Origin of the sequence: Streptomyces sp. NPDC059477 (genome assembly GCF_042749375.1) — a bacterium.
Lineage (GTDB): Bacteria > Actinomycetota > Actinomycetes > Streptomycetales > Streptomycetaceae > Streptomyces.
Window position 1 is genome coordinate 1 of the sequence record NZ_JBHYUG010000100.1, and the last position, 22,427, is coordinate 22,427.

Consider the following 22,427-nt stretch of genomic DNA (forward strand, 5'->3'; position numbering starts at 1 on the left):
GGAAGGCGGGCGGCCAGTGCCAGGCAGCAGGCAGCAGGCAGCAGGCAGCAGGCAGCAGGCAGCAGGCAGCAGGCAGCAGGCAGCAGGCAGCAGGCAGCAGGCAGCGGAAGGTAGCCGCAGGGCAGCGGAAGGTGGCCACAGGGCAGGGGGCGAGCGGCAGGGGGTGGCGGAAGGTGGCCGTCCGGCGGCGGGTGGCTGGCGCCGGGCCGTGGCTCGTACCGCCGCCGGGCGGCAGGCGGCGGCTCACGCCGCCGGGACCACCGCCACCGGGCACTCCGCGTGGTGCAGCACGCCGTGGGCGACCGAGCCGATCCGGGCGCCCACGGCGGTACGGCGGGCGCGGCGGCCGACGACCAGGAGCTGGGTGCCGCGCGCCAGCGACAGCAGGACCTGACCCGCGCTGCCCATCTCCACGTGCTCGATGACATGCACGCCGGGGAAGCGCTCGCGCCAGGGCCGCAGTGCCTCGGCGAGGGCCTGCCGCTCGTACGGCTCGGGGCCGCCCGCGTCGTCCAGGAGTTTCATGGCGGCGGGGTTGTAGGAGTAGACGGGCGGCAGGGTCCAGGCGCGTACCGCGCGGACGCTCGCGCCGCGTGCCGCGGCCGTGGTGAAGGCGAACTCCAGGACGGCGGCGCTGTCCTCGGGGGCGCCCTCCTGGCCGACCACGATCTCGTGCCCGGCGACCTCCGCCGTCGGCCGGTCACCGGCCCGGACGAGGACGACGGGCCGGGTGGCCTCGGCGATCACCTGCTGACCGACGGACCCGATGAGGAAGCCCACCACCTGCCCGTGTCCGCGCGAGCCCAGCACCAGCAGCTCGGCGTCCCGCGCGGCGGCCACCAGCGTGTCCGCCGGGACGCCCTCGGTGACCTCGACGGACACCTCCAGTCCGGTGTGCCGGCCGGTGACACCGCGCACCGCCTCCTCGGCGGCCTCGCGCGCCCAGCGCTCCTGCTCGTCACGGTCCCCGGCGATCACCGCGTGCTCCTCGTGCCGCCAGGCGTGCACCACCCGCAGCGCGAGATCGCGCCGGACGGCCTCCCGCGCGGCCCAGGCGAGCGCCGCCAGGCTCTCGTCCGATCCGTCCACCCCTGCCGTGACCGGGCGCGTCATCCGGCTGCCTCCTTCTGTCGAGATCACGAACGTGGCCCCCAGTCTTCCCCACGACGGTCGCCGCACCCGACACGGGGAGCGCGAGCGCCGGAACCGGAGCCCCGGTGCGCCCGGGGCCGCCCCGCGCCGACAGCCGGGCGTACCCGAGCGAAGCGGGGCGATCGAACATACGATGGGCGGGAACCGGCGCGGTCGGACAGGTTCGCCGCGCGGGGGATCGTGATCCGCTCGGGGTGGGAGAGGTATGGCACAGGCCGCCGATACGGCGCGGACCGTCATCATGACCGTCGACGACGATCCGGGGGTCTCGCGCGCCGTCGCACGCGACCTCCGGCGGCGCTACGGCGAGTCGTACCGGATCGTCCGCGCGGAGTCCGGCGAGTCGGCGCTGGACGCGCTGCGGGAGCTGAAGCTCCGCGGCGACCTGGTGGCCGTGATCCTCGCCGACTACCGGATGCCGCAGATGAACGGCATCGAGTTCCTGGAACAGGCCCTGGACGTGTACCCGGGCGCGCGGCGCGTGCTGCTGACGGCGTACGCGGACACCAGCGCGGCCATCGACGCGATCAATGTCGTCGACCTGGACCACTATCTCCTCAAGCCCTGGGACCCGCCGGAGGAGAAGCTCTACCCGGTCCTGGACGATCTGCTGACGGCGTGGCGCTCCAGCGACTACAAGCCGGTGCCCAGCACCAAGGTCGTCGGGCACCGCTTCTCGGCCCGCTCCTCGGACGCGCGCGAGTTCCTGGCCCGCAACCAGGTGCCGTACCGCTGGTACTCGGCGGACGAGCCGGAGGGGCAGCGGCTGCTGGCCGCCGCGGGCGCGGACGGGCGGCGGCTGCCGCTGGTCATCACGCCCGACGGGGAGACGATGATCGAGCCGGACGCGCCGGAGCTGGCCGCGAAGGTGGGCCTCGCCACCACTCCGGCGGCCGACTTCTACGACCTGGTGGTGATCGGCGGCGGCCCGGCCGGGCTGGGCGCGGCCGTCTACGGGGCGTCGGAGGGGCTGCGCACGGTGCTGGTGGAGCGGGAGGCGACCGGCGGCCAGGCCGGGCAGTCGTCCCGCATCGAGAACTACCTGGGCTTCCCCGACGGTGTGTCGGGGGCGCAGCTCACCGACCGGGCGCGGCGGCAGGCGGCGAAGTTCGGCGCCGAGATCCTCACCGCGCGGGAGGTGACCGGCCTGGAGGCGAACGGGGCGGCGCGTACCGTGCGGTTCGCCGACGGTACGCAGATCGCGGCGCACAGCGTGATCCTGGCGACCGGCGTGTCGTACCGCCAGTTGCAGGCGCCCGGCCTGCCCGATCTGACCGGCTGCGGGGTGTTCTACGGGTCGGCGCTGACCGAGGCGGCGTCCTGCCAGGGGCAGGACGTGTACATCGTGGGCGGCGCCAATTCGGCGGGCCAGGCGGCGATGTATCTCGCGCGCGGGGCGAAGTCGGTGACGCTGCTGGTGCGCGGCCCGGATCTGTCCGCGTCGATGTCGCACTATCTGATCCAGCAGGTCAACGAGGCGCCGAACATCTCCGTGCGCTGCAACACGGTGGTGGACTCGGCGCACGGCGGTGCGGAGCTGGAGCAGCTCACGCTGCGCGATGTGGCGACCGGGGGCAGTGAACTCGTCGACGCGAAGTGGCTGTTCGTGTTCATCGGCGCGGCACCGCTGACGGACTGGCTGGCCGGGTCGGTGCTGCGCGACAAGCGCGGCTTCATCCTCGCCGGGCCCGATCTGACGCCCGACGGGCGGCCCCCGGCGGACTGGGAGCTGGACCGGCCGCCGTACCACCTGGAGACCAACATCCCGGGCGTGTTCGTGGCGGGCGACGCGCGGGCGGAGTCCGCGAAGCGGGTCGCGTCGGCGGTCGGCGAGGGCGCCATGGCCGTGATGCTCGTCCACCGGTATCTGGAGCAGTCATGAGCGGAATTCCGCAGCCGTGCAGTCCACGGGAGATCAGCACGCTCTTCCTGTTCGAGAAGCTGAGCCCCGAGCAGCTCGGGCGGCTGTGCAGCGAGGGGCGGGTGGAGCGGTTCGAGCCGGGCCCTGTGTACGCCGAGGGCGACCCGGCGACCTGCTTCTACGTGCTGCTCGACGGCACGGTGGTGCTGTCGCGCAAGGTCGGCGCCGACGACGTGGAGGTCATCCGTACCACGCAGCGCGGGGTGTACGCGGGTGCCATGCAGGCGTACATCGGCGAGGACCGGGTGGCGCAGGTCTACAACAACGCGATGCGGGTGACCGAGCCGACCCGGTTTTTCGTGCTGCCCGCGGAGACGTTCGCGAGTGTCATGCACGAGTGGTTCCCGATGGCCGTCCATCTGCTGGAGGGGCTGTTCTTCGGGTCGAAGAACAGCCAGCGGGTGATCGGGCAGCGGGAGCGGCTGCTGGCTCTGGGCTCCCTGTCGGCGGGCCTCACGCATGAGCTGAACAACCCCGCCGCGGCGGCCGTACGGGCCACCTCCACGCTGCGGGAGCGGGTCGCGAAGATGCGGCACAAGCTCGCCGTGATCTCCGCCGGGCCGTACACGCGCGAGGCGCTGACCGGGCTCATCGAGATCCAGGAGCGCACGGCGGAGCGGGTCGCGAAGGCGCCGACGCTGAGCCCGCTGGAGGCGGCCGACCGCGAGGACGAGCTGTCCGACTGGCTCGACGCCCATGGCATCGAGGACGGCTGGCGGCTCGCGCCCACCTTCGTGCAGGCCGGGCTCGACACGGACTGGCTGGACCAGGTGCAGGCGGCCGTGGAACCGGAGATCCTCTCCGGCGCGATCGGCTGGCTCAACTACACGGTCGAGACCGAGCTGCTGATGTGCGAGATCGAGGACTCCACCAACCGCATCTCCCATCTGGTCGACGCGGCCAAGCAGTACTCCCAGCTGGACCGGGCCCCGTACCGGATGGCCGATGTGCACGAACTCCTGGACAGCACCCTGGTGATGCTCAGCGGCAAGATCGGGCAGCGGATCAAGGTCGTCAAGGAGTACGACCGGACGCTCCCGGAGATCCCCGCGTACCCGGCGGAGCTGAACCAGGTGTGGACCAACCTGATCGACAACGCCGTCGGGGCGATCGGCAGCGCGGGCGGGGACGGCACGCTGACCGTGCGGACGGCGAAGGACGGGGACCGGCTGCTGGTGGAGTTCCAGGACACCGGGCCGGGGGTGGCGCCGGAGATCAAGGACCGGATCTTCGATCCGTTCTTCACCACCAAGCCGGTCGGCGAGGGCACCGGGCTCGGGCTCGACATCTCCTGGCGGATCGTGGTCAACAAGCACCACGGGAGTCTGCTGGTCGAGTCGGTGCCGGGGGACACCCGGTTCCGGGTGCTGCTGCCACTGACCGCCGAGGACGACGAGACACCGGAGGAATCCGTATGACTGTGACCGGACTCGACCCGAGTGTGGCGCCCAGCGGGGACGGGTGCGTGGACTGTGACGCGGTCGGCGGGTGGTGGTTCCATCTGCGGCGGTGTGCGCAGTGCGGGCATGTCGGGTGCTGTGACTCTTCGCCCGCGCAGCACGCCACCGCGCACTTCAAGGCGACGGGGCATCCGCTGGTGCGGAGCTATGAGCCGGGTGAGGGGTGGTTCTGGAACTACGAGACGTCCGAGCTGTTCGACTCGGGGCCGGAGTTGGCTCCGCCGGTGAGTCATCCGGTGGGACAGCCGACGCCTGGACCGGCGGGGCGGGTGCCGGACGACTGGGCTCGGGGGTTGCATCAGTGACGGAGGTTTGAGCGCCCGGTAGCTCGGGGGGTGCCGCTGAGGGGCGGGTGCGGGTTGTCCGTGGCCGGTCGCGCAGTTCCCCGCGCCCCTGACGACGATGGAGTCGGCGGCGTGATCAGTGGGCGTTCGTCGTGGCTGCGGCCTTGTCAGGGGGCGGTGGCAGGATGGGGGGCATGTCGCACGTCGCTTTCAGGTCCTCGGCCCTCGTGGGGAGGGACGACGAGTTGTCCCGGCTTTCCGGGGTGCTCGGGCGGGCCCGGGGTGGGCAGGCGTGGGCCGTGCTGGTCGGCGGGGATGCCGGGGTGGGGAAGACCCGGCTGCTGGAGGAGGTCGCCGGGCGGGCCGCGCGGGACGGGATGACCGTGCTCGTGGGGCACTGCGTGGATCTGGGGGACGTGGGGCTGCCGTATCTGCCGTTCACGGAGATGCTGGGCGCGCTGGCCGGTGACGAGCGGTTCGCCCCGGTGCTGGCCGGCCATCCCGTCGCCGGGCGGCTGCTGGGCGGCGGAGCGGAGGAGCGGGGCGAGGGGGACGCGCGGGAGCGATCCGGCGGGGCGCGGCTGCGGCTGTTCGAGGGGATGGCCGCGCTGCTGGCGGAGCTGGCCGAGCGGGCGCCGCTGCTGCTGGTCCTGGAGGATCTGCACTGGGCCGATCAGTCGTCGCGGGACCTGCTGCGGTTCCTGCTGAGCCGGGGTGTTCTCCAGCGGGCGGCGGGCGGCGCCCCCACCCACCGGCTCGCGGTGCTGGCGTCGTACCGCGCGGACGATCTGCACCGCCGTCATCCGCTGCGCCCGCTCCTCGCCGAGCTGGTGCGACTGCCGTCGGTGGAGCGGCTGGAGCTGCGGCCCATGCCGGACGCCGAGGTGGCCACGCTGGTGCGTGGGCTGCGCGGGGAGCCGCTGCCGGACGCCACGCTGCGCCGGATCGTGGAGCGCGCGGAGGGCAACGCCTTCTACGCGGAGGAGTTGCTGGCGGCCACCGGTTCCGGGGACGGCGGGGTGCCGAGCGGGCTGGCGGACGTCCTGCTCATCCGGTTCGAGCAGTTGTCCGACACCGCGCAGCAGGTGCTGCGCACGGCGGCGGTGGCCGGGCGGCGGGTGGCGCACGACACGCTGCGCGAGGCGGTCGGGCTGCCGGACGACGTACTGGAGGAGGCGTTGCGGGAGGCGGTCGGGCGGCAGTTGCTGCTGCCGGGCGACGACGACACGTACGCCTTCCGGCACGCCCTCGCGCGGGAGGCGGTCTACGCCGATCTGCTGCCGGGCGAGCGGTCCCGGCTGCACGGCACGTTCGCCCGGGTGCTCGGGGCCCGGGGCCGTACGGCGGAGAGCGCCGCCGAGCGGGCCCACCACTCCCGGGAGAGCCATGATCTGGCCGAGGCGTTCGCCGCGTCGCTGGAGGCGGCCGATCACGCCCGGCGGGTGGGGGCGCCCGCCGAGGAGCTGCGGCATCTGGAGGCCGTGCTGGAGCTGTGGTCGGCGGTGGACGCGGACGCCCGGCCGTCAGGTGAGGGCGTCGACCGGATCGCGCTGACGCTGCGCGCGTCGGCAGCCGCCGCGCACGCCGGGGACGGGCACCGGGCGGTGTCCCTGGCGCGCGGCGCGGTCGCCGGGGTCGGGCAGGACGCGGACTCGGAGCTGGCCGCGCGCGTGCGCTACACCCTGGCCGGGAATCTGATGCGCGTCGACCACATGGCGTCCGCGTTCGCCTACAGCAGCGAGGCGCTGGAGCTGATCCCGGCCGACCCGCCGTCACCGACGTGGGTGTGGGCGGCGGCCACACATGTGTCGGCGGCCCGCATGGTGGGTGACAGCCGTACGGCGCTGGAGATCGGGCGCAGGGCGCTGCCGGTCGCCGAGCGGCTGGGCCTCGCGGACGCCCGCGCGGATCTGCTGATCTCGCTGGTGGCGTCCGAGGGCGGGCGGCGTACTCCGGAGGGCATGGAGCGGCTCAAGGAGGCCCGTGAGCTGGCCCGCGCGGCGGGCAACACGCCGGTGGAGATGCGGGCGCTGTTCAATCTCGCGGTCGGGAGTTTCGAGAGCGGCGCGCTGGAGGAGTGTCTTCCGTGGGTGGCCGAGGGCCTGGACCGGGCGCGCCGGGCGGGCATGCTGTCCTCGCCGTACCCGCTGGAGATGCGCTATCTCCAGCTGCTGGTGCTGTACATGCTGGGGCGGTGGGACGCGTGTCTGGCCGCGTCGCGCGTCGACAGCGAGCTGCTGGCGTCGGCGGGTGCCTACACGATGGCGCCCGCGCTGTATGTGCGGCTCGCGCGCGGTGAGACCGACGCCGTGGAGGAGGCGGCGGTCGCCCTGTTGCGGGGGCCGTTCGACTGGATGGGGCATCTGGTGGCGGCGAGCGCGCTGATCGTGGCGGCGGCCCAGCGCGGTGACGCCGAGGAGGCGGTGGCGCGGGCGCGGTCCATGGTCGAGGCGCTGTCGGACGAGGCGGGCACCCCGCCCGACGCGTCGGTGCGGCTCGCCGCGCTGGCCCTGTCGGCGGTCTCGGACCGGGCCGTCGCGCTGCGGCGCAGCGGGGATCCGGCCGGGGTGGCGCGCTGGACGCCGATCGCGACGGAGCTGGTCGAGCTGGCCAGGGTCACCGCCGAGCACGGCGAGGTGGGCGTCCCGCAGGGCCCGGAGGGCATGGCCTGGCTGGCCCGCGCGGAGGCCGACCTGGTACGGACGGTCACCGGCCCGGACCCGGCGCTGTGGGAGAAGGCGGTCGAGGCCTTCGGCTTCGGCGATGTCTATGAACGGGCCCGCTGCCGGCTGAGACTGGCGGAGGCGCTGCTGGTCGCCGAGCGGCGCGAGGAGGCGGCGGAGCAGGCGCGGGCTGCGCGGGAGACCGCGGTGACGCTCAAGGCGACGGTGCTGCTTGAGCAGGTGGATGCGCTGATCCGCCGGGGGCGGCTCCTGGACGGCGGGTCGACGGGGTCGGCCGGTACCTCGGGTGTGCCCGGTGCGTCCGGTGCGTCGCCGCTGACGGCCCGTGAGCGGGAGGTGCTGCGGCTGCTCGCCCTCGGCCGCAGCAACCGGCAGATCGGTGAGGAGCTGTTCATCACCGGCAAGACGGCGAGCGTGCATGTCTCCAACATCCTCGCCAAACTGGGCGCGGCGAGCCGCACGGAGGCGGTGGCGGTCGCGTATCAGCGGGGGCTGATCACACCGGACCGCACCGCCTCCGGCTAGGGCGTCGGTACGTCGGCGCCCGGGGCCGCTCCGCTCAGGAGCGGTCCGGGCCGCCGACAGCGCCACTCCGGTCGGAAGCAGCCCGGGCCAGGCCGACCGCGCCCAGGAAGCCACTCCGGTCGAAAGCGGCCCAGACGAGGCGTACTGCGCCGGGGGGCCGCTCCGGTCGGAAGCAGCAGCCCGGGCTGAGCCGACAGCGTCAGAGGGGCCGCTCGCTCAGGAGCAGTCCAGGCTGTTCAGATCGACCGTGTCGGCCATCACCTGCATCCCCTTGTCGTTGGGGTGCAGATGGTCGCCGTTGTCGAGGAACGGCAGTATCCGTTCCTGGTCGTAGGGGCTGCGCAGCGCCCGGTCGAAGTCGGCGACGGCGTCGAACTCGCCGCTGTCGCGGATGAAGGCGTTCACCTCCTGCCGTACGGCCTCTCCGGCCGCGTCCCATTCGTACCAGCCCTTGTACGGGCCGACCGTGGCGCCGACGACGCACAGGCCCTCGGCGCGCGCCCGGTCGATGATCTCCCGGTACCCGGCGATCAGGTCCTCGGCGGTGACTCCGCTGTGGGCCTTGATGTCGTTGATGCCCTCGAAGAGGAACACGGTCCGCACGCCCGGCTGGGACAGGACATCGCGGTCCAGCCGGTTCAGGGCGCTGACCCCGGCGCCGTCGGCGAGCACCTTGTTGCCGGAGATGCCCTCGTTGGCGACGCCCTCGACAGTCGTCGCGGTGGAGGTGCTCAGGCGGCGGGCGAGATAGTCGGGCCAGCGGCGGTTGAGGTCGGTCGAGGACTGCCAGCCGTCGGTGATGGAGTCGCCGAGGGTGACCACCGCGCCGATCGAGGAGCTGGTGCGTACGGTCACGGCGTCGAGGTAGAACCAGGAGCCGGTCTGACTGCCCCAGTTCGCGGCGGACTCCTCGGCGGTGTGGTCGCCCTCGGTGTAGTAGTTGGTCTGCATGGCCATGCCGTGTCCGGTCATCCGGCCGGCCGCGTCGGGGCTGTGGACGCTGACGACCAGATTGGTCTGGGCGGGCAGCTTGCCGGGCAGCGGGTCGCTGTACACGGACCCCCCGGCGGGGATGGTGACCGACCGGGAGCCGTTGAAGGTGAGGGGCTTGTTGCTGCCCCGGACCAGCTCCGCGCCCGTCTTCTGGCGGCCCGCGTAGACGTTGTCGAAGGTCACCGGCCGGTCGCCGAAGGCGTTGGACAGCCGGATCCGCAGATTGTCGCCGCCGACGCTGGTGCGGACCACGAGCCGGAAGGCACGGTCCGCGACGCCGGTGCCGACGTCCTGGGCGCTGGCGCCCCAGGTGACCACATCGTGGCGGCTCGCGGACGCGGCCGTGGCGGCGGTCGTGCCGGCGGTGACGGCCCCGGCGGGCGCGGCGGGCGCGGCGGCCATCGCCTGCCCGCTCGGCACGATCAGCGCGAGCAGCATCATGAGTGCCCCGCACAGGGACCCGATCCGTGGCCTCACCGGGCGAGGTCCTTCAGCGTGACGGACTGCCCGGACGCGAGGCTGACGTTGCGGGTCGTGCCCGCGAACTCGACGGTCGTCGTGCGTCCGCCGACACTGCGGATCTTCACGGTGGTCGGCTTGCCGTCCCGCCAGGCCAGGTCGACCACGAAGCCGCCGCGTGCGGCGACCCCGTTGAGGTGCCCGGTGGCGGCCCAGGCGTCGGGCAGAGCGGGGAGCACCTCGATATGGCCGGGCCGCGAGTACAGCAGCATCTCGGTCATCGCGGCCGGGGTGCCGAAGTTGGCGTCGATCTGGAAGATGCCACGGCCCGATTCCACCTCGTAGATGTCGAAGAGGTTGAAGGCGGTGCCGTTGCCGCCGTCGCTGGACGGGCGGAGGTTGTTGATGACGAGCTGATACGCGTGGTCGGCGTTCTTGAGGCGGGCCCAGCACAGGCTGCGCCAGGCGTTGGCCCAGCCGAAGCTGTTCATGCCGCGCGCGGTGAGCTGGGCGGTGGCGCCGTCGACGATCTCCTTGGGGGTGGAGCCGTCGGGGCGGATGCGGTCGCCGGGGAACAGGCCGACGAGGCCGGACAGATGGCGGTGGGTGGTCTCACCGAGGTTGTCGGGGGACATCCACTCCTGGAGCCAGCCGGTGGTGGGGCTGACCTCCGGCAGATAGAGCCGCTTGCGCAGGCCCGCGATGGTGGCGGCGTACGACGTGTCCTTCTTGAGGAGGGCGCAGGCGGCGGCGAAGTTGCCGAACAGCGCCCACACCAGTTCCTGGGCGTAGGTGATGCCCTTGGCGTCGAGCGGGCCGTGCTCGGGCGACCAGTCGCTGTCGGCGATCAGCACCTCCTTGGTGGTGCCGGGGAGGGTGTGGGTGAGCAGCCGGGATTCCCAGAACTCGCAGGCGCCCTTGAGCAGGGGGTAGATCTTGGCGAGGTAGGTGCGGGACTGGGTGTACTCGTAGTGCTCGAAGAGGCTGTTGACGAGCCAGGCGTTGCCCGCCGGGTGCCACCACCAGCCGCCTCCGCCGTAGGGGTTGGTGGAGATGGCGACGGTCCAGCCGGCGATCTTGCCGGTGGAGTTGCGGTAGCGGTTGCGGGGGTCGTTGAAGAGTCGTTTCGTCAGCTCGGTCCAGGAGGGGAGCTGGGCCAGACAGTAGTCGGTGTAGGCGTCGAAGCAGGGGGAGAGTCCGGTGCGGTCGGCCATCCAGTAGTTCATCTGGATGTTGATGTCGGTGTGGTAGTCGCCCATCCAGTCCGGGTCGTTGCCGTCCAGCCACAGGCCCTGGAGGTTGAGCGGGAGGCTGTCGCGGGAGCCGGTGATCATCAGATAGCGGCCGAAGTGGAAATAGGCCGCCTCCAGTTCCGGGTCGGGCACGATATCGGTGTGACGGGCGCGCAGCCGCTCCCAGGTGTCCAGCTCGCGCTGTTCGGCGGTGGAGGTGCCGAGCGAGAGGTCGAGCCGGTCGAACAGCGAGCGGTGATCGGCGACATGGGTGCGGCGCAGGGCGTCGTACGACTCCGAGATGGCGTCGGCGGCCTTGGTGCGGGCGAGGCGCTGGGGGTCGAGGCCGGGGTCGCGGAACCCGGCGGCGGCGTTCGGGGCGTAGTTGGTGCCCGCGCTGACGACGACGGTCAGTTCCTTGCAGTCGGCGAAGTCGACGCGGGTTCCGGTGACGGTGACCTTGCCGCCGTTGCCGCGGGCCTTGAGCGCGGCGCCGTAGCGCAGGCCGTTGGCGAGGCTGGCGCCGAAGTGCTCGGCGGCGGTGGAGGTCTCGCCGTGGGTGCCGGTGAGGGTGATGCTGCCGGTGTAGCGTCCGCCGCCGCTCTGGGTGAAGCGCAGGACGATCACGTCGTCGGGGTGGCTGGCGAACATCTCGCGCCGGTAGGTGACTCCGGAGCGGATGTAGGAGGCGCCGGCCAGGCCCTGGGCTAGGTCCAGGGTGCGGCGGTAGGTGTGGACGCCGCCGAGGTCGTGGTCGGGGATGTCGACGGTGAGCCGGGCGAGCAGGGTGAAGGAGCCGAAGTCGGCGCGGCCGTAGGGGAACTGGCCGTCCTTGTCGAGGGTGTCGTTGAGACCGCCGGTCCACATGGTGGCGTCGGTGATCAGCAGCAGTTCCTTGCCGGGGTCGTTGCTCGCGAGGGCGCCGATGCGGCCGTTGCCGACGGGCAGTCCCTGTTCGATGAGGGAGCCCTCGTCGCCGGGGGCCTGCCACCACAGCTGGGTGCGGGCGGCTCCGCCGGTCTCGGGAGCCTGGGCGGGGCGGGCCACAGGCGCGGCGGAGGCGGTGAAGACGGGGAGGGTGGCGAGGGCGGCGGTGAGTCCGGCGGTGGTGGCGGCCGACAGAACGGTTCTTCTGCTCGGCGCGGTCGGGCGAGACCCCGGCTCACCCGAGGGGGGGCTCGCGTCGGTGCTCGGCTCGTTCGGTGTGCTGTGCATGATGTGCGGCTCCGGGTACGTCGGGGGCGGGGGCCCGGCACGGCATGGCGCCGGGCCCCCGGAGAAGGACGGAGGGAAACCAGGACTGCGGGGGGTTGCTCCGGCGCGTCGGCGCGGTCGGTGTCCGGCGTGGACCAGGACTGCCGGGAGGGCTACTTCGGTACGTCGATCCGGTCGATGTCCGGCGCGTAGCCGTTGCCGCTGTCGAACGTGATCGTGTTGGTCCCGGCCTTGAGCTTCACCGGCACATGGACGGTGTTGACGGTCCCCCAGTCGCCCGTGGACGGGAACTTGTGCGAGGTGGCGCCGCCGCCGTTCGCGGAGACCAGGGCCGAGCGGGCGTCGCCGCTGACGTAGGTGACCTTGACCTGGTAGGTGCCGGCCTTGGCCACCGTCACGTTGTTGACGGTGAGCTTGCCGCCGACGTAGAGGTTGCCGACCTTCTTGCCGCCGGAGCAGGCGGAGCAGTCGGCCGGGGAGGCGTTGCCGCCGAGGGTGTTGCCGGACGCCTCGGCCTCGATGGTGGTGTAGGCGAGGGCCGAGGCATTGCGCGGGGTGATGGTGAACAGCCGGGAGCCGTGGGCGGGCAGCGCCTGGGTGATCTTGTCGGTGTAGGTGCCGAGGTTCTCCTTGTTCCACACGTCGCGCACCGACGCCTTGCCGGTGAGGCCGAGGGTGCCCCAGTCGGCGGTGACCTGGGCGGGGGCGTCGGAGAGGTTGAACAGGGCGACGGTGTAGGTGCCGTCGGGGTTCTTCGCGGCCCACACCTGCTGCGGGTCACCGGCGGTGACGGGCTCGGCGGGCGGCGCGCTGGACTGGTTGATCGCGATGACCTCGCGGTTGGTCAGCAGCGACAGGCCGTAGGAGTCGAGCTTGGTGAGGTCGTCGCCGGTGTAGAGGGGGGACTTGGCGATGGCCCACAGGGTGGCGTAGCTCTGCCGTTCGGCCTTGGTGAGGCCGTCCATCTCGCCGTTGCCGACGTTGAGGGAGTCGAGGTCGTTCCAGCCGCCGGGTCCGGCGTGGTCGGTCCAGGCCGGGGTGTCGTCCCAGCGGTCGTCGACCGAGTTCTCCCAGGTGACCAGGGTGTTGCAGTAGCACTCGACATCGGTGTCGATGCGCCAGCCGTTGGAGTACTGCTGCCAGTCGTCGACGTTCGCGTAGGCCAGCGACCAGGACAGTTCGAGGTGGATCGGGCGGCCCGCGGTCTCGATGGCCTGCTGCCAGGCGGCCACGTCGGCGACATTGTCGTAGTTGTCGCCGGATTTGAAGGAGCCGGGTCCGACCCCGTCGAGCTTGAGGAAGTCATAGCCCCAGTCGGCGAACATCTGGGCCTGGGAGTCGATGTACTTCTGCCCGCACGGATCGGAGAAGTCGATCTTGTACGAGCTGTCCCAGCCGTTGGTGGTGCGCAGATCGTCGTGGACGATGTCGCCGGTGGTGCAGCCGGGGGCGTTCCAGATCGGTGTGTCACCGTTGTTGTACGCCTCCTTCTGGAGGCCCACGGGGAGGTAGATGCCGGCCTTCAGGCCCTTGGAGTGGATGCGGTCGGCGACGGCCTCCATCCCGCTGGGGAAGCGCACGGGATCGGCCTGCTGGCGGCCGAACTCATCGAACCGCGGCGTCCAGTCCCAGTCCATCCACCAGCCGGCGTCGATGTTGATGTATTCGTAGCCGTAGCTCTTGAGCTTGGCGGCCATGGCGTCGGTCTGCTTGATGACGTTCGCCTCGGACAGATAGCTGTAGTCACCGTTGGGGTTGAGGCCCGGGTACTTCGACGACTGCATGGTCCAGCTGGTCCAGCCCATGAAGGGCTTGGCTGCCAGGTCGGTGGCGGCGGCCTCGGTGACCGCCGCGGGGGCGGCGGTGGTCTCGGCCTGTGCGGCGGGGACGGCGGTGGTCAGTCCGGCGGCGAGGGCCAGGACGAGCGCGGCTCTGAGACGGCGTCCGGGTATGGCGAAGGACGAGGATGACCGCATGGGTCGTACCTCCAGGGTTCGGTGCGGCGAGGGATACGGGGCGGCTCAGCCCTTGCTGGATCCGATGGTGAGCCCGCTGATGAACTGGCGCTGGAGCGCGAAGTAGATCAGCAGCGTGGGGATCGCGGTCATCAGTGCGCCGGCCGCGACCAGATTGGGGTTGGTGAAGTACGCGCCCTGGAGATTGGCGAGCGCGGAGGTGATGGGCCGTTTGTCGCCGGTGTCGACGAGGATGAGCGGCCAGAAGAAGTCGTTGTAGATCCAGATGGATTCCAGCGTGGCCAGCGCGGCGAAGGCGGGGCGGCACAGCGGCAGGATGATCTGGAAGAACTGGCGCCACACGGGGGCTCCGTCGACCTGGGCGGCCTCGGTGATCTCCTTGGGGATCGTCTTCATGTAGTTGCTGAGGACGAAGGTGCAGAAGCCGCACTGGTAGGCGATGTGGATCACGATGATGCCCCAGAGCGAGTCGTAGAACAGCAGTGAGTCGCTCATCCACCAGGGCAGCGGAAGGTTCAGGTACAGCCGGTACAGCGGGGTGATGAGCACCTGGGCGGGCAGCAGATTGCCCGCGGTGAACAGCATCAGCAGGGCGAGGTTGAAGCGGAAGTCGAAGCGGGAGACGAAGAAGGCGACGGCGGCGGAGAACAGCAGGGTGCCGAGCACGGCCGGTACGGCGATCAGGACCGAGTTCCAGAAGAAGTGCGGCATGCCGGACTGGGTCCAGGCGTCGGTGAAGTTCGCCAGGCTCAGCCCGCTCGGCCAGGAGAAGTAACCGTTGCTCGCGGTGTCCTCGTAGGGCCTGAGCGAGGTGTAGACGGCCCACAGCAGCGGGATCAGCCACAGCGCGGCGACGGAGCCGAGCAGCAGATGGCGGCCGATGTTGCGCGGGGGCCGGGAGGGGCCGGGTCTGTGCGGCTGCCGGTCGCCGGAGCGGGGGCGGGAGGCGGGCCGGCGCACGGTCGTGGTCACTGGTCCTCCTTCCGGAAGGTCTGGACGAGGAAGGTGCCGATCGCGGCGAGCGAGACGAGCAGCAGGATCACGGCGAGCGCGGAGCCGTAGCCGATGTGGCCGGCCTCGCCGACGATGTTGTCGGTGATGAGCAGGGACAGCAGTTCCATGCCGGGTTTGCTGCCGGTGCCGCCGCCGAGGACGTACACGATGTCGAAGGCGCGCAGTGACTCCATGACCGTCACCACGAGGATGATGACGTTGACGGGTTTGAGGGCCGGGAAGACGACCTTGAAGAAGGTCTGGCGGCCGTTGGCGCCGTCGAGGGCGGCGGCCTCGCGCAGGGCGGGGTCGACGCTCTTCAGGCCGGCCAGGTAGAGGATCATGATGTAGCCGGTGTGCCGCCAGCCGGAGGCGACGAGGACGGCCCACAGATTGAGGTCGGGGTCGCCGAGCCAGTCGATGGTGCCGCTCGCCCCGACGGCGCCGAGCACGCTGTTGAGCAGCCCGGTGTCGGGGTTGTAGATGATCTCCCAGATGAACCCGACGACGGCGAGGGACAGCACCATCGGCAGGAAGATCGCGGTCTGGTACAGCTTCGTGAACCGGATCTTCTTGTCCAGCTGGTAGGCGAGGAACATGCCGAACGGGGTGGGCAGCAGTGCCGTGAACAGCAGCCAGATCACGTTGTGCTGGACGGCCGGCCACAGCGGCGGGTAGTTGGTGACGATCTGGGTGTAGTTCTCGATGCCCGTCCAGGTGATGTCGGCCAGGTCGATGCCGTCCCAGGTGGTGAAGGACAGGGCGACCGAGGCGAGGGCGGGCAGCCAGACGAAGACGAGCAGGGCGATCAGCGGCAGGCCGATGACGAGCGCCAGGAAGAGACGGTCGCCCCGGCTCAGCCGCCCGGGGGAGGTCGCGGAGGACACGGCGGAGCCTTTCCGGTCCCGGTGGGCCCAGGACGTTCGGACGTTCGGACGCGCGGGAGTTCAGGGAGTTCGGCGTTCAGGAAGTCGGACGTTCAGGGTGTTCGGGGGTTCAAGGTGTTCGGGCGCTCAAGTTGTCGGGCGCTCAGGACGTGAAGAAGCGCGAGCGCTGGGACTCGATCTGCTTGAGGGTGGCGGTGCCGTCGTCGGGGTGGCCGAGCCATTCGACCAGGCCGGGCAGCACGACCGTGGAGATGAAGCCGGGGTCGCTGTCCCGGTCGGCGAACTGGCTGATGTGCTGGGCGGAGCCGATGAGTTCGGCCGACTTGGTCTGGAGCGCGTGGTACGAGGCGGTCTTCGCCTGGCTGTTGGCGGCGAGGTTGCTGGGGTCGACGCCCATGTACAGCTCCTCGGCGCGGGCGCCGCCCAGGAACTCCAGGAACTTCTTGGCCCCGTCGGCGTTCTCGGGGTCGCGGCTGAGCATGAAGCCGTCGGTGGGGGCCTCGACGGCGGTCAGGCCGTGCGCGCTGTCGACCTCGGGGAAGGGGAAGAAGTCGAGGTCGTCGCGGATCGCCTCGTCGGTGATCTGCTGGCCGATGAACAGGCCGATGACGGCCATGCCGGACTTCTGGTCGATGAGCGACTGTGCGGCGTCCTGCCAGGACCGGCCGCCGCCGCCCGTCTGGTAATAGGGGGCCAGCTCGCGCCACAGGTCGAAGATGCGCACGGCCCGCTTGTCGGTCCAGGAGACCTCGCCGCGCATCAGCTGCATGTGGAAGTCGTAGCCGTTGGCGCGCAGGTCGAGATAGTCGAAGGCACCGAGGATGGACCAGCTGTCGCCGCCGCCGTAGCCGGCGGTGACCGGGGCGAGGCCGTCCTGCTTCATCTTCTTGGCCAGCGCGATGAACTCGTCCCACTTGGCGGGGACCTCGTAGCCGCGCTCGGCGAAGACGCTCTTCCGGTAGAACACCGCCCACGGGTAGTTGTACAGCGGGACGAAGTAGTACTTGCCGTCCTCGCCGCGCGAGAGCTGCTTGGCGGCGTCACTGAAACCGGACCCGATGGTGTCCCACACGTCGTCGAGGGGGCTGGCCAGGCCCTTCTTCGCGAAGTACTGCATGCGGTAGCCGGCGAACCAGGTGAAGACATCGTCCGGGGTGCCCTGGAGGTAGCTGGTGATGTTGGTCTGGAAGGTGTCGTGGTCGACCGCGTTGGTCTTCACGGTCAGCCCGGAGTCGGCGGTGAACGCCTTGGTGACGGCCTCGTACGCCTTCTTCGGGGTGGCGTCGCCGCCGTTGGAGCCGAACGTGACGGTGTCGGGGTCGGCACCCGGTCCGCCACCGCAGGCGGTGAGGACCGGGGCGGCCAGGGCGGCGGCGGACAGGCCGAACAGTCCGCCGACGACTCTGCGGCGGCCGGGGCCCTGCGCCACCGGGGATATGCGGCTCTGCTGCGTCATGGTCGCTCCTCGTGCTGGTTCGCGTGCTGGTTCGCGTGCTGGGGGCGCCGAGCAGCGCCGTTGGCGCGCTGCCGGTGGGTGTCCGAGGCGGTGTCCGATCGGATGAAGCTCTGGATGGCGGTGGCGGCGGCGCCGCGCGCCCACTCCTCGAAGGGCAGCGGGCGGGTCTGTACGTCGCACCGGGCGGCGGAGCCGAAGGCGTAGGCGGCGAAGGTGTCCCGGATCTGCTCGGCGAACAGGTCGTAGGCGGCCAGGCCCTCGCCGGAGATGATCACCCGCTCGGGTCCGAAGAGATTGGCGACGGTGGCGATGCCGCGTCCGATGGCGGTCCCGGCGGCGGCGTACACCTCGCGCACCCCGGGGTGGCCCTGGTGGGCGAGGGCCACGGCCTCGGCGGCGTCGGCGACGGCGGCGCCGGTGGTCTCCCGGATCCTGGCGAGGATGGCGGTGTCGGCGGCGATGGCCTCGACGCAGCCGCGGTTGCCGCAGTGGCACAGGGGGCCGGCCGGGTCGATGGCGACATGCCCGATCTCACCGGCCACGCCGTGCGCCCCGGCGACCACCTGGCCGTGCACCACGAGCCCGCAGCCGATGCCCGCGCCGACGGTGACCACAGCGAAGTCCCTGAGGCCCACACCCGCGCCGAACCACTGCTCGGCGACGGTCAGGGCGCGGACGTCGTTCTCGACGGTGACCGGCAGCCCGGTGGCCGTGGAGGCGAGTTCGGCGAGCGCCACGTCCCGCCACTCCAGGAACGGCGAGTAGCGTACGACGCCCTCGGCGCGGTCGACGTCGCCGGAGACGGCGAGCCCGAGGCCGAGCACCGGGACGCCGAACCCCTCGGCCTCGGTGCGCAGTTCGCGTACGAGTTCGGCGATGGCGGCGAGGACGGCTTTGGGCGCCGGGTCGGTCAGCGGGAGGTGCCGGGCGACGCGGATGCGGCAGCACAGGTCGGTGAGGACGCCGATGAGTTCGTCCCCGGTCGCCTTGACCCCGATGAACAGCGCCCGTCCGGCGTCGACCCGCACCGGGTGGGACGGGCGGCCCAGCGCCCGCCGGGCGTCGTCGGTGTCCTCCACGAGATACCCGGCCTCGATCAGCGGCCGGACCGCCTTGGTGACCGCCGCGGCGGACAGCCCGGTGCGCTCGGCCACCCCGGAACGGGTGAGGGGGCCGTGCGAGAGCAGCGTGGTGAAGATCTGGGCGACGGCCGGCGTCTGCGCCGGAAAGGCCTCGGGAGGCCCTGAAGGCGGGAGCGGAGGAGAGGTCGGAGGAGGGGGCGACTGCATGGCCGGGAACCTAGGTCCCTTATTTTCTGCTGTCAATGAAAGAAACAGGATCAGTTGAAACTCTGATTACGACTGGCCTGTGCCATGCAAACTGTGAGATTCATCCACCCGTTGACAGCTGATCGAAGGTCGCGTTCTCTAGACGGCAGCATCTGCCCAGCTTGGAACGTGAGGCCCCATGCCGCTGATCTCCCACTCCCCCGACGCCGGGGTCTGGCTGCTGACCACCCCGCGCACGTCGTACGCCCTGCGCATCGACGAGTCCGGCACGCCCGGCCATGTCGCCTGGGGGCCCCGGCTGTCCCTGGCGGAAGCGGTGGACATCGCCGCCCCGCCCGGCGAGCCGCACAGCAGTTTCGAGGGCCTCCGCGCGGTCGGTGAGGAACTCCCCGCGGACGACGGCATCCACTACGGCCCGCCCTCGCTCCAGGTCCGCCACGCCGACGGCACCCGGGGCTTCACCTGGCAGCCCGCCGGGCACGAGGTGCGCGAGCCGGCCCCCGGCACCGAGGAACTGGTGCTGCGTTTCCGTGACCGCGGCTACCCGCTGGAGGTCGATCTCCACTACCGGGTGCACGCCGACAGCGATGTCATCGAGCGCTTCACGGTGCTGCGCAACGCCGGGGCCGACCGGCTGGAGGTGCTCCGCGCGGACTCCGCCGCCTGGACGCTGCCTGCGCTGCCCGAGTACCGGATCAGCCATGTCACCGGGCAGTGGTCGGCCGAGACCCAGCTGCGGCGCGAACCGCTGCCGTACGGCGAGACGGTCCTGACCAGCCGTCGCGGGGTGACCAGCCACCACGCCAATCCATGGCTGATGGTCGACCCGGGCGACACCGGCGAGGAGCACGGCCGGGTGTGGAGCGCGGCCCTCGCGTGGAGCGGCAGCTGGCGGCTGACCGCCCAGCGCACCCCGGACAACCTGGCCGGATTCACCGGCGGCGGCGGCCACGAGGGGGTCCGGGTCCCGCTCGCGCCGGGCGAGGAGTTCACCACGCCCGTGTTCGCGGGGCTGTTCACCGACGGCGGCTTCGGCGAGGCCAGCCGCACCTGGCACACCTACGTCCGCGACCATGTGGTGCCGCACGCGCACGAGCTGACGCCCGTGCTCTACAACTCGTGGGAGGCGACCGGCTGGGACGTCGACGAGACCAGCCAGAAGGCGCTCGCCGAGCGGGCCGCCGAGCTGGGCGTCGAGCTGTATGTCGTGGACGACGGCTGGTTCGGCGCCCGCCGCCACGACCGGGCCGGGCTCGGCGACTGGACCCCGTCCCCCGACGGCTTCCCGGCCGGCCTCGGCCCGCTCGCCGACACCGTGCACGCGCTCGGGATGCGGTTCGGCATCTGGGTGGAGCCGGAGAACGTCAATCCGGACAGCGACCTGTACCGCGCGCACCCCGACTGGGTGCTGCACGTGCCGGGCCGGGACCGCACCGAGATGCGCAACGAGCTGGTGCTGAACCTCGCCCGCGACGACGTGGCCGACTGGGCGTACGGCTGGCTGACCCGGCTGGTCGGCGACCACGGCGTGGACTTCCTGAAGTGGGACATGAACCGCGCCTTCGGCGAGGCGGGCTGGCCCGGCGAACCGGACGGCGCGGACCGGCTGTGGACCCGCTATGTGACCCATCTGTACGGCATCCTGGACCGGCTCCGCGCGGACCATCCCGACCTGCGGATCGAGGCGTGCGCGGGGGGCGGGGGCCGCGTCGACCTGGGTATCCTCGCCCGCACCGACCAGGCGTGGACATCGGACAACACCGACGCCGAGGACCGGATCGCGATCCAGCACGGGTTCGCGCAGGTGTATCCGCCGCGTGTGATGTCCGCGTGGGTGACGGATGTGCCGAACCAGCTCACGGGGCGGTCGGTGCCGCTGTCGTTCCGCTTCCATGTCGCCATGTCCGGGCTGCTCGGCATCGGCGGCGACCTCGCCACCTGGACGGAGGCGGAGCTCTCCGAGGCGGCGGAACTGGTGGCCTTCTACAAAGGCGTCCGTCATCTGGTCCAGCGGGGCGGCCTGCACCGGCTGCGGGGGCCTGCGGCGGAGGGGCCGACGGTCGTGCAGTACGTCGCCGAGGGCGCGGGGGAGGCCCTGGTGCTGGCCTGGCAGCGGGGGCCGCGGCACGGGGCGCCCCGCACGCCGGTGCGGCTGCGGGGGCTGACGCCGGGGGCGCGGTACCGGGAGGTCGGGACGGAGCGGGTCCACGATGCGACGGTGCTGATGGGGTATGGGCTGGAGCTGGGGTTGGCGCGGGGGGACTGGGCGAGTCGGGCGTTGCATTTGGAGCGGGTCCGGTAGGCGGGGGTTCGGTTGTCGTGCGGGTGCGGGTGGATTGTGGCTGGTCGCGCAGTTCCCCGCGCCCCTTACGGCGTCGGTGTCGCGGTCGGGGAGCCGTGCGGGCCTGGCGGTGTCGGTGTTCGGGGCGGGAGCCGCGCGGGTCTGGCCGTGTCGGTGTTTGGGGCGGGAGTCCGTGGGGTGGGAACCCCGGGGGCGTCATGTGCGTTGTCGAGGGGAGGTTGCGGCGCTACGTGGTGAGGCGGGGATATGGGCGAGTTGGTCCCTGGGGGCAATGTGCCTCTTCCGGCCGGCCCGCTCCGTCTGTGTGTGCGGGGGCCGTTCGATGTGTCGGCGCTGGTCACCGGGGATGACGGGAAGGTCCGGGGCGATGCCGACTTCGTGTTCTTCAATCAGCCGGTGGCGCCCGGGGCCCGGCTCAGCGGGGACACCCTGACCGTCGACCCGAGCGCCCTGCGCCCGGGGGCGACCCGCGTCACCGTCGTCGTCAGCCCGGCCGACCCCGGCACCGAGCTGGGCCGGCTGCCCACCCCCACCCTCCAGGTCACCGGCCCCGGCGGCCGGCCCCTGGCCCGCTTCACCCCGGCCCCGCCCCGGCAGGAGACGGTCCTGCTGCTGGCGGAGATCTACCGGCGCGGCGACATCTGGAAGCTGCGCGCCCTCGGCCAGGGGTACGGCGACGGGCTGGCCGGTCTCGCCAGGGATTTCGGCGTGGACGTGCTGGACGAGCGGGCACCCGCGCCGCAGCCGTTCATACCCGCCCAGCGGATCCCGCCCGCCGCTCCCGCCCCGGCGTCCGGCCAGGACAGCTATCTCGGGCAGGTCAACGCGGCCCGCGCCCAGGCGGGGTCACCGCCGGTCACGCTGGACGCCCGGCTCTCGTCGGCCGCGCGGGCGCACGCCGGCGCGATGTCGTCGGCGGGGCGGCTCGGGGTCGAGGGCAGCGACGGGGTGTCGGTGTACCAGCGGGTGATCGCCGCCGGGTTCGCGTATCTCACGATCGGCGAGCACCTGGTGTCGGGGCCGCACACGTCGGGCGAGTTCGTGACGTACCTCCAGCGCGGCGAGCAGCCCCGGCGCACCCTGTTCGACCCGGCCTTCACCCACGCCGGGCTGGGGTGCGCGACCGTGCGGCGCACCGGTGATGTCTTCTGGACGGCGCTGTGGGCCCGCCCGCTCACCCCGGCCGACCTCGCGCGTACGGCGGCCGAGGTGACCGAGCTGACCAACGGGGAGCGCGTCCGGGCCGGGCTGCGCCCACTGGCGCCGGACACCCCGCTCACGGCGGCGGCGCAGGCGCACAGCGCCGACATGGTCGCCCGTGACTTCTACTCGCACACCTCCCCGGAGGGCAGTCAGCCATGGGACCGGGCCGCCGCGGCGGGCGCCCGGCGCCGTTCCGTCGGGGAGAACATCGCGTGCGGACAGCGCTCGGCATCCGAGGTGGTCACCGGCTGGATGAACAGCCCCGGCCACCGCGCCAACATCCTCAAGCCCGACTTCACCCACATCGGCATAGGCCTGGCGGGCGGCGGCCGGGCGGGGATGTACTGGACGCAGTTGTTCGGCGCGTGAGACCGGGCGGGTACAGGCACCGGCACC

The 22,427-nt window shown here is 71.9% G+C and carries 14 protein-coding genes; 6 read left to right on the plus strand and 8 right to left on the minus strand.

Going from position 1 to position 22,427, the window contains the following annotated elements:
* Nucleotides 1-243: 243 nt before the first annotated feature.
* Nucleotides 244-1,113, minus strand: a complete 870-nt coding sequence (locus ACFXAZ_RS33035) for a universal stress protein (protein WP_384598638.1) — start codon at nt 1,111-1,113, stop codon at nt 244-246.
* A gap of 244 nt (nt 1,114-1,357) precedes the next feature.
* Between ACFXAZ_RS33035 and ACFXAZ_RS33040 the strand changes: the two genes are divergently transcribed.
* The 4 genes from ACFXAZ_RS33040 to ACFXAZ_RS33055 all read left to right on the plus strand — a co-directional run bounded on the left by ACFXAZ_RS33040 (nt 1,358) and on the right by ACFXAZ_RS33055 (nt 8,026).
* Complete coding sequence (locus ACFXAZ_RS33040) at nt 1,358-3,034, plus strand: FAD-dependent oxidoreductase (RefSeq protein WP_384598640.1); 1,677 nt, start codon at nt 1,358-1,360, stop codon at nt 3,032-3,034.
* Nucleotides 3,031-4,491 carry an ATP-binding protein gene (locus ACFXAZ_RS33045; RefSeq protein WP_384598642.1) on the plus strand — a complete coding sequence of 487 codons (1,461 nt, stop codon included), beginning with the start codon at nt 3,031-3,033 and terminating at the stop codon, nt 4,489-4,491. The genes ACFXAZ_RS33040 and ACFXAZ_RS33045 overlap by 4 nt, the downstream gene beginning before the upstream one ends.
* Nucleotides 4,488-4,838 carry a UBP-type zinc finger domain-containing protein gene (locus tag ACFXAZ_RS33050; RefSeq protein ID WP_384598644.1) on the plus strand — a complete coding sequence of 117 codons (351 nt, stop codon included), beginning with the start codon at nt 4,488-4,490 and terminating at the stop codon, nt 4,836-4,838. The genes ACFXAZ_RS33045 and ACFXAZ_RS33050 overlap by 4 nt, the downstream gene beginning before the upstream one ends.
* A gap of 173 nt (nt 4,839-5,011) precedes the next feature.
* Nucleotides 5,012-8,026 carry an AAA family ATPase gene (locus ACFXAZ_RS33055; RefSeq protein WP_384598646.1) on the plus strand — a complete coding sequence of 1,005 codons (3,015 nt, stop codon included), beginning with the start codon at nt 5,012-5,014 and terminating at the stop codon, nt 8,024-8,026.
* A gap of 216 nt (nt 8,027-8,242) precedes the next feature.
* Here ACFXAZ_RS33055 and ACFXAZ_RS33060 read toward each other — a convergent pair whose 3' ends face one another.
* From ACFXAZ_RS33060 to ACFXAZ_RS33090, 7 genes are all read right to left on the minus strand, one after another.
* Nucleotides 8,243-9,457, minus strand: coding sequence for an SGNH/GDSL hydrolase family protein (locus tag ACFXAZ_RS33060; RefSeq protein ID WP_384598674.1), 1,215 nt, complete (start codon nt 9,455-9,457; stop codon nt 8,243-8,245).
* A 35-nt stretch (nt 9,458-9,492) separates the two neighbouring features.
* Nucleotides 9,493-11,925 carry a glycoside hydrolase N-terminal domain-containing protein gene (locus ACFXAZ_RS33065; RefSeq protein WP_384598648.1) on the minus strand — a complete coding sequence of 811 codons (2,433 nt, stop codon included), beginning with the start codon at nt 11,923-11,925 and terminating at the stop codon, nt 9,493-9,495.
* Between the two features lie 152 nt (nt 11,926-12,077).
* Nucleotides 12,078-13,901: an alpha-galactosidase D gene (locus tag ACFXAZ_RS33070; protein WP_384598649.1), complete on the minus strand. Its 1,824-nt coding sequence runs from the start codon at nt 13,899-13,901 to the stop codon at nt 12,078-12,080.
* Between the two features lie 45 nt (nt 13,902-13,946).
* A complete protein-coding gene (locus tag ACFXAZ_RS33075; protein WP_384598651.1) occupies nt 13,947-14,873 on the minus strand; it encodes a carbohydrate ABC transporter permease in 927 nt (308 codons plus the stop codon).
* Nucleotides 14,870-15,781, minus strand: a complete 912-nt coding sequence (locus tag ACFXAZ_RS33080; protein ID WP_384598653.1) for a carbohydrate ABC transporter permease — start codon at nt 15,779-15,781, stop codon at nt 14,870-14,872. Before ACFXAZ_RS33080 ends, ACFXAZ_RS33075 begins: the two co-directional genes overlap by 4 nt.
* A 142-nt stretch (nt 15,782-15,923) precedes the next feature.
* A complete protein-coding gene (locus ACFXAZ_RS33085; protein WP_384598655.1) occupies nt 15,924-17,237 on the minus strand; it encodes an ABC transporter substrate-binding protein in 1,314 nt (437 codons plus the stop codon).
* Nucleotides 17,234-18,526 (minus strand): ROK family protein, encoded by a 1,293-nt coding sequence (locus ACFXAZ_RS33090; RefSeq protein ID WP_384598657.1) that lies wholly within the window; start codon nt 18,524-18,526, stop codon nt 17,234-17,236. The genes ACFXAZ_RS33085 and ACFXAZ_RS33090 overlap by 4 nt, the downstream gene beginning before the upstream one ends.
* A 178-nt stretch (nt 18,527-18,704) precedes the next feature.
* On the opposite strand from ACFXAZ_RS33090, the gene ACFXAZ_RS33095 reads away from it, so the two are divergent.
* Both ACFXAZ_RS33095 and ACFXAZ_RS33100 read left to right on the plus strand, forming a co-directional pair.
* Nucleotides 18,705-20,828: an alpha-galactosidase gene (locus ACFXAZ_RS33095; RefSeq protein ID WP_384598659.1), complete on the plus strand. Its 2,124-nt coding sequence runs from the start codon at nt 18,705-18,707 to the stop codon at nt 20,826-20,828.
* Between the two features lie 246 nt (nt 20,829-21,074).
* The gene (locus tag ACFXAZ_RS33100) at nt 21,075-22,400 is read left to right on the plus strand and encodes a CAP domain-containing protein (protein ID WP_384598661.1); all 1,326 of its coding nucleotides are present in this window, start codon (nt 21,075-21,077) and stop codon (nt 22,398-22,400) included.
* The last annotated feature ends 27 nt before the right edge of the window (nt 22,401-22,427 follow it).

What these genes read in the sequence shown, in the direction of transcription:
- ACFXAZ_RS33055 (WP_384598646.1), top strand. Translation starts at nt 5,012, where the DNA reads ATGTCGCACGTCGCTTTCAGGTCCTCGGCCCTCGTGGGGAGGGACGAC.
- ACFXAZ_RS33070 (WP_384598649.1), bottom strand. Translation starts at nt 13,901, where the DNA reads ATGCGGTCATCCTCGTCCTTCGCCATACCCGGACGCCGTCTCAGAGCC.
- ACFXAZ_RS33085 (WP_384598655.1), bottom strand. Translation starts at nt 17,237, where the DNA reads ATGACGCAGCAGAGCCGCATATCCCCGGTGGCGCAGGGCCCCGGCCGC.
- ACFXAZ_RS33050 (WP_384598644.1), top strand. Translation starts at nt 4,488, where the DNA reads ATGACTGTGACCGGACTCGACCCGAGTGTGGCGCCCAGCGGGGACGGG.
- ACFXAZ_RS33040 (WP_384598640.1), top strand. Translation starts at nt 1,358, where the DNA reads ATGGCACAGGCCGCCGATACGGCGCGGACCGTCATCATGACCGTCGAC.
- ACFXAZ_RS33060 (WP_384598674.1), bottom strand. Translation starts at nt 9,457, where the DNA reads ATGCTGCTCGCGCTGATCGTGCCGAGCGGGCAGGCGATGGCCGCCGCG.
- ACFXAZ_RS33100 (WP_384598661.1), top strand. Translation starts at nt 21,075, where the DNA reads ATGGGCGAGTTGGTCCCTGGGGGCAATGTGCCTCTTCCGGCCGGCCCG.
- ACFXAZ_RS33095 (WP_384598659.1), top strand. Translation starts at nt 18,705, where the DNA reads ATGCCGCTGATCTCCCACTCCCCCGACGCCGGGGTCTGGCTGCTGACC.
- ACFXAZ_RS33090 (WP_384598657.1), bottom strand. Translation starts at nt 18,526, where the DNA reads ATGCAGTCGCCCCCTCCTCCGACCTCTCCTCCGCTCCCGCCTTCAGGG.
- ACFXAZ_RS33045 (WP_384598642.1), top strand. Translation starts at nt 3,031, where the DNA reads ATGAGCGGAATTCCGCAGCCGTGCAGTCCACGGGAGATCAGCACGCTC.
- ACFXAZ_RS33065 (WP_384598648.1), bottom strand. Translation starts at nt 11,925, where the DNA reads ATGCACAGCACACCGAACGAGCCGAGCACCGACGCGAGCCCCCCCTCG.
- ACFXAZ_RS33035 (WP_384598638.1), bottom strand. Translation starts at nt 1,113, where the DNA reads ATGACGCGCCCGGTCACGGCAGGGGTGGACGGATCGGACGAGAGCCTG.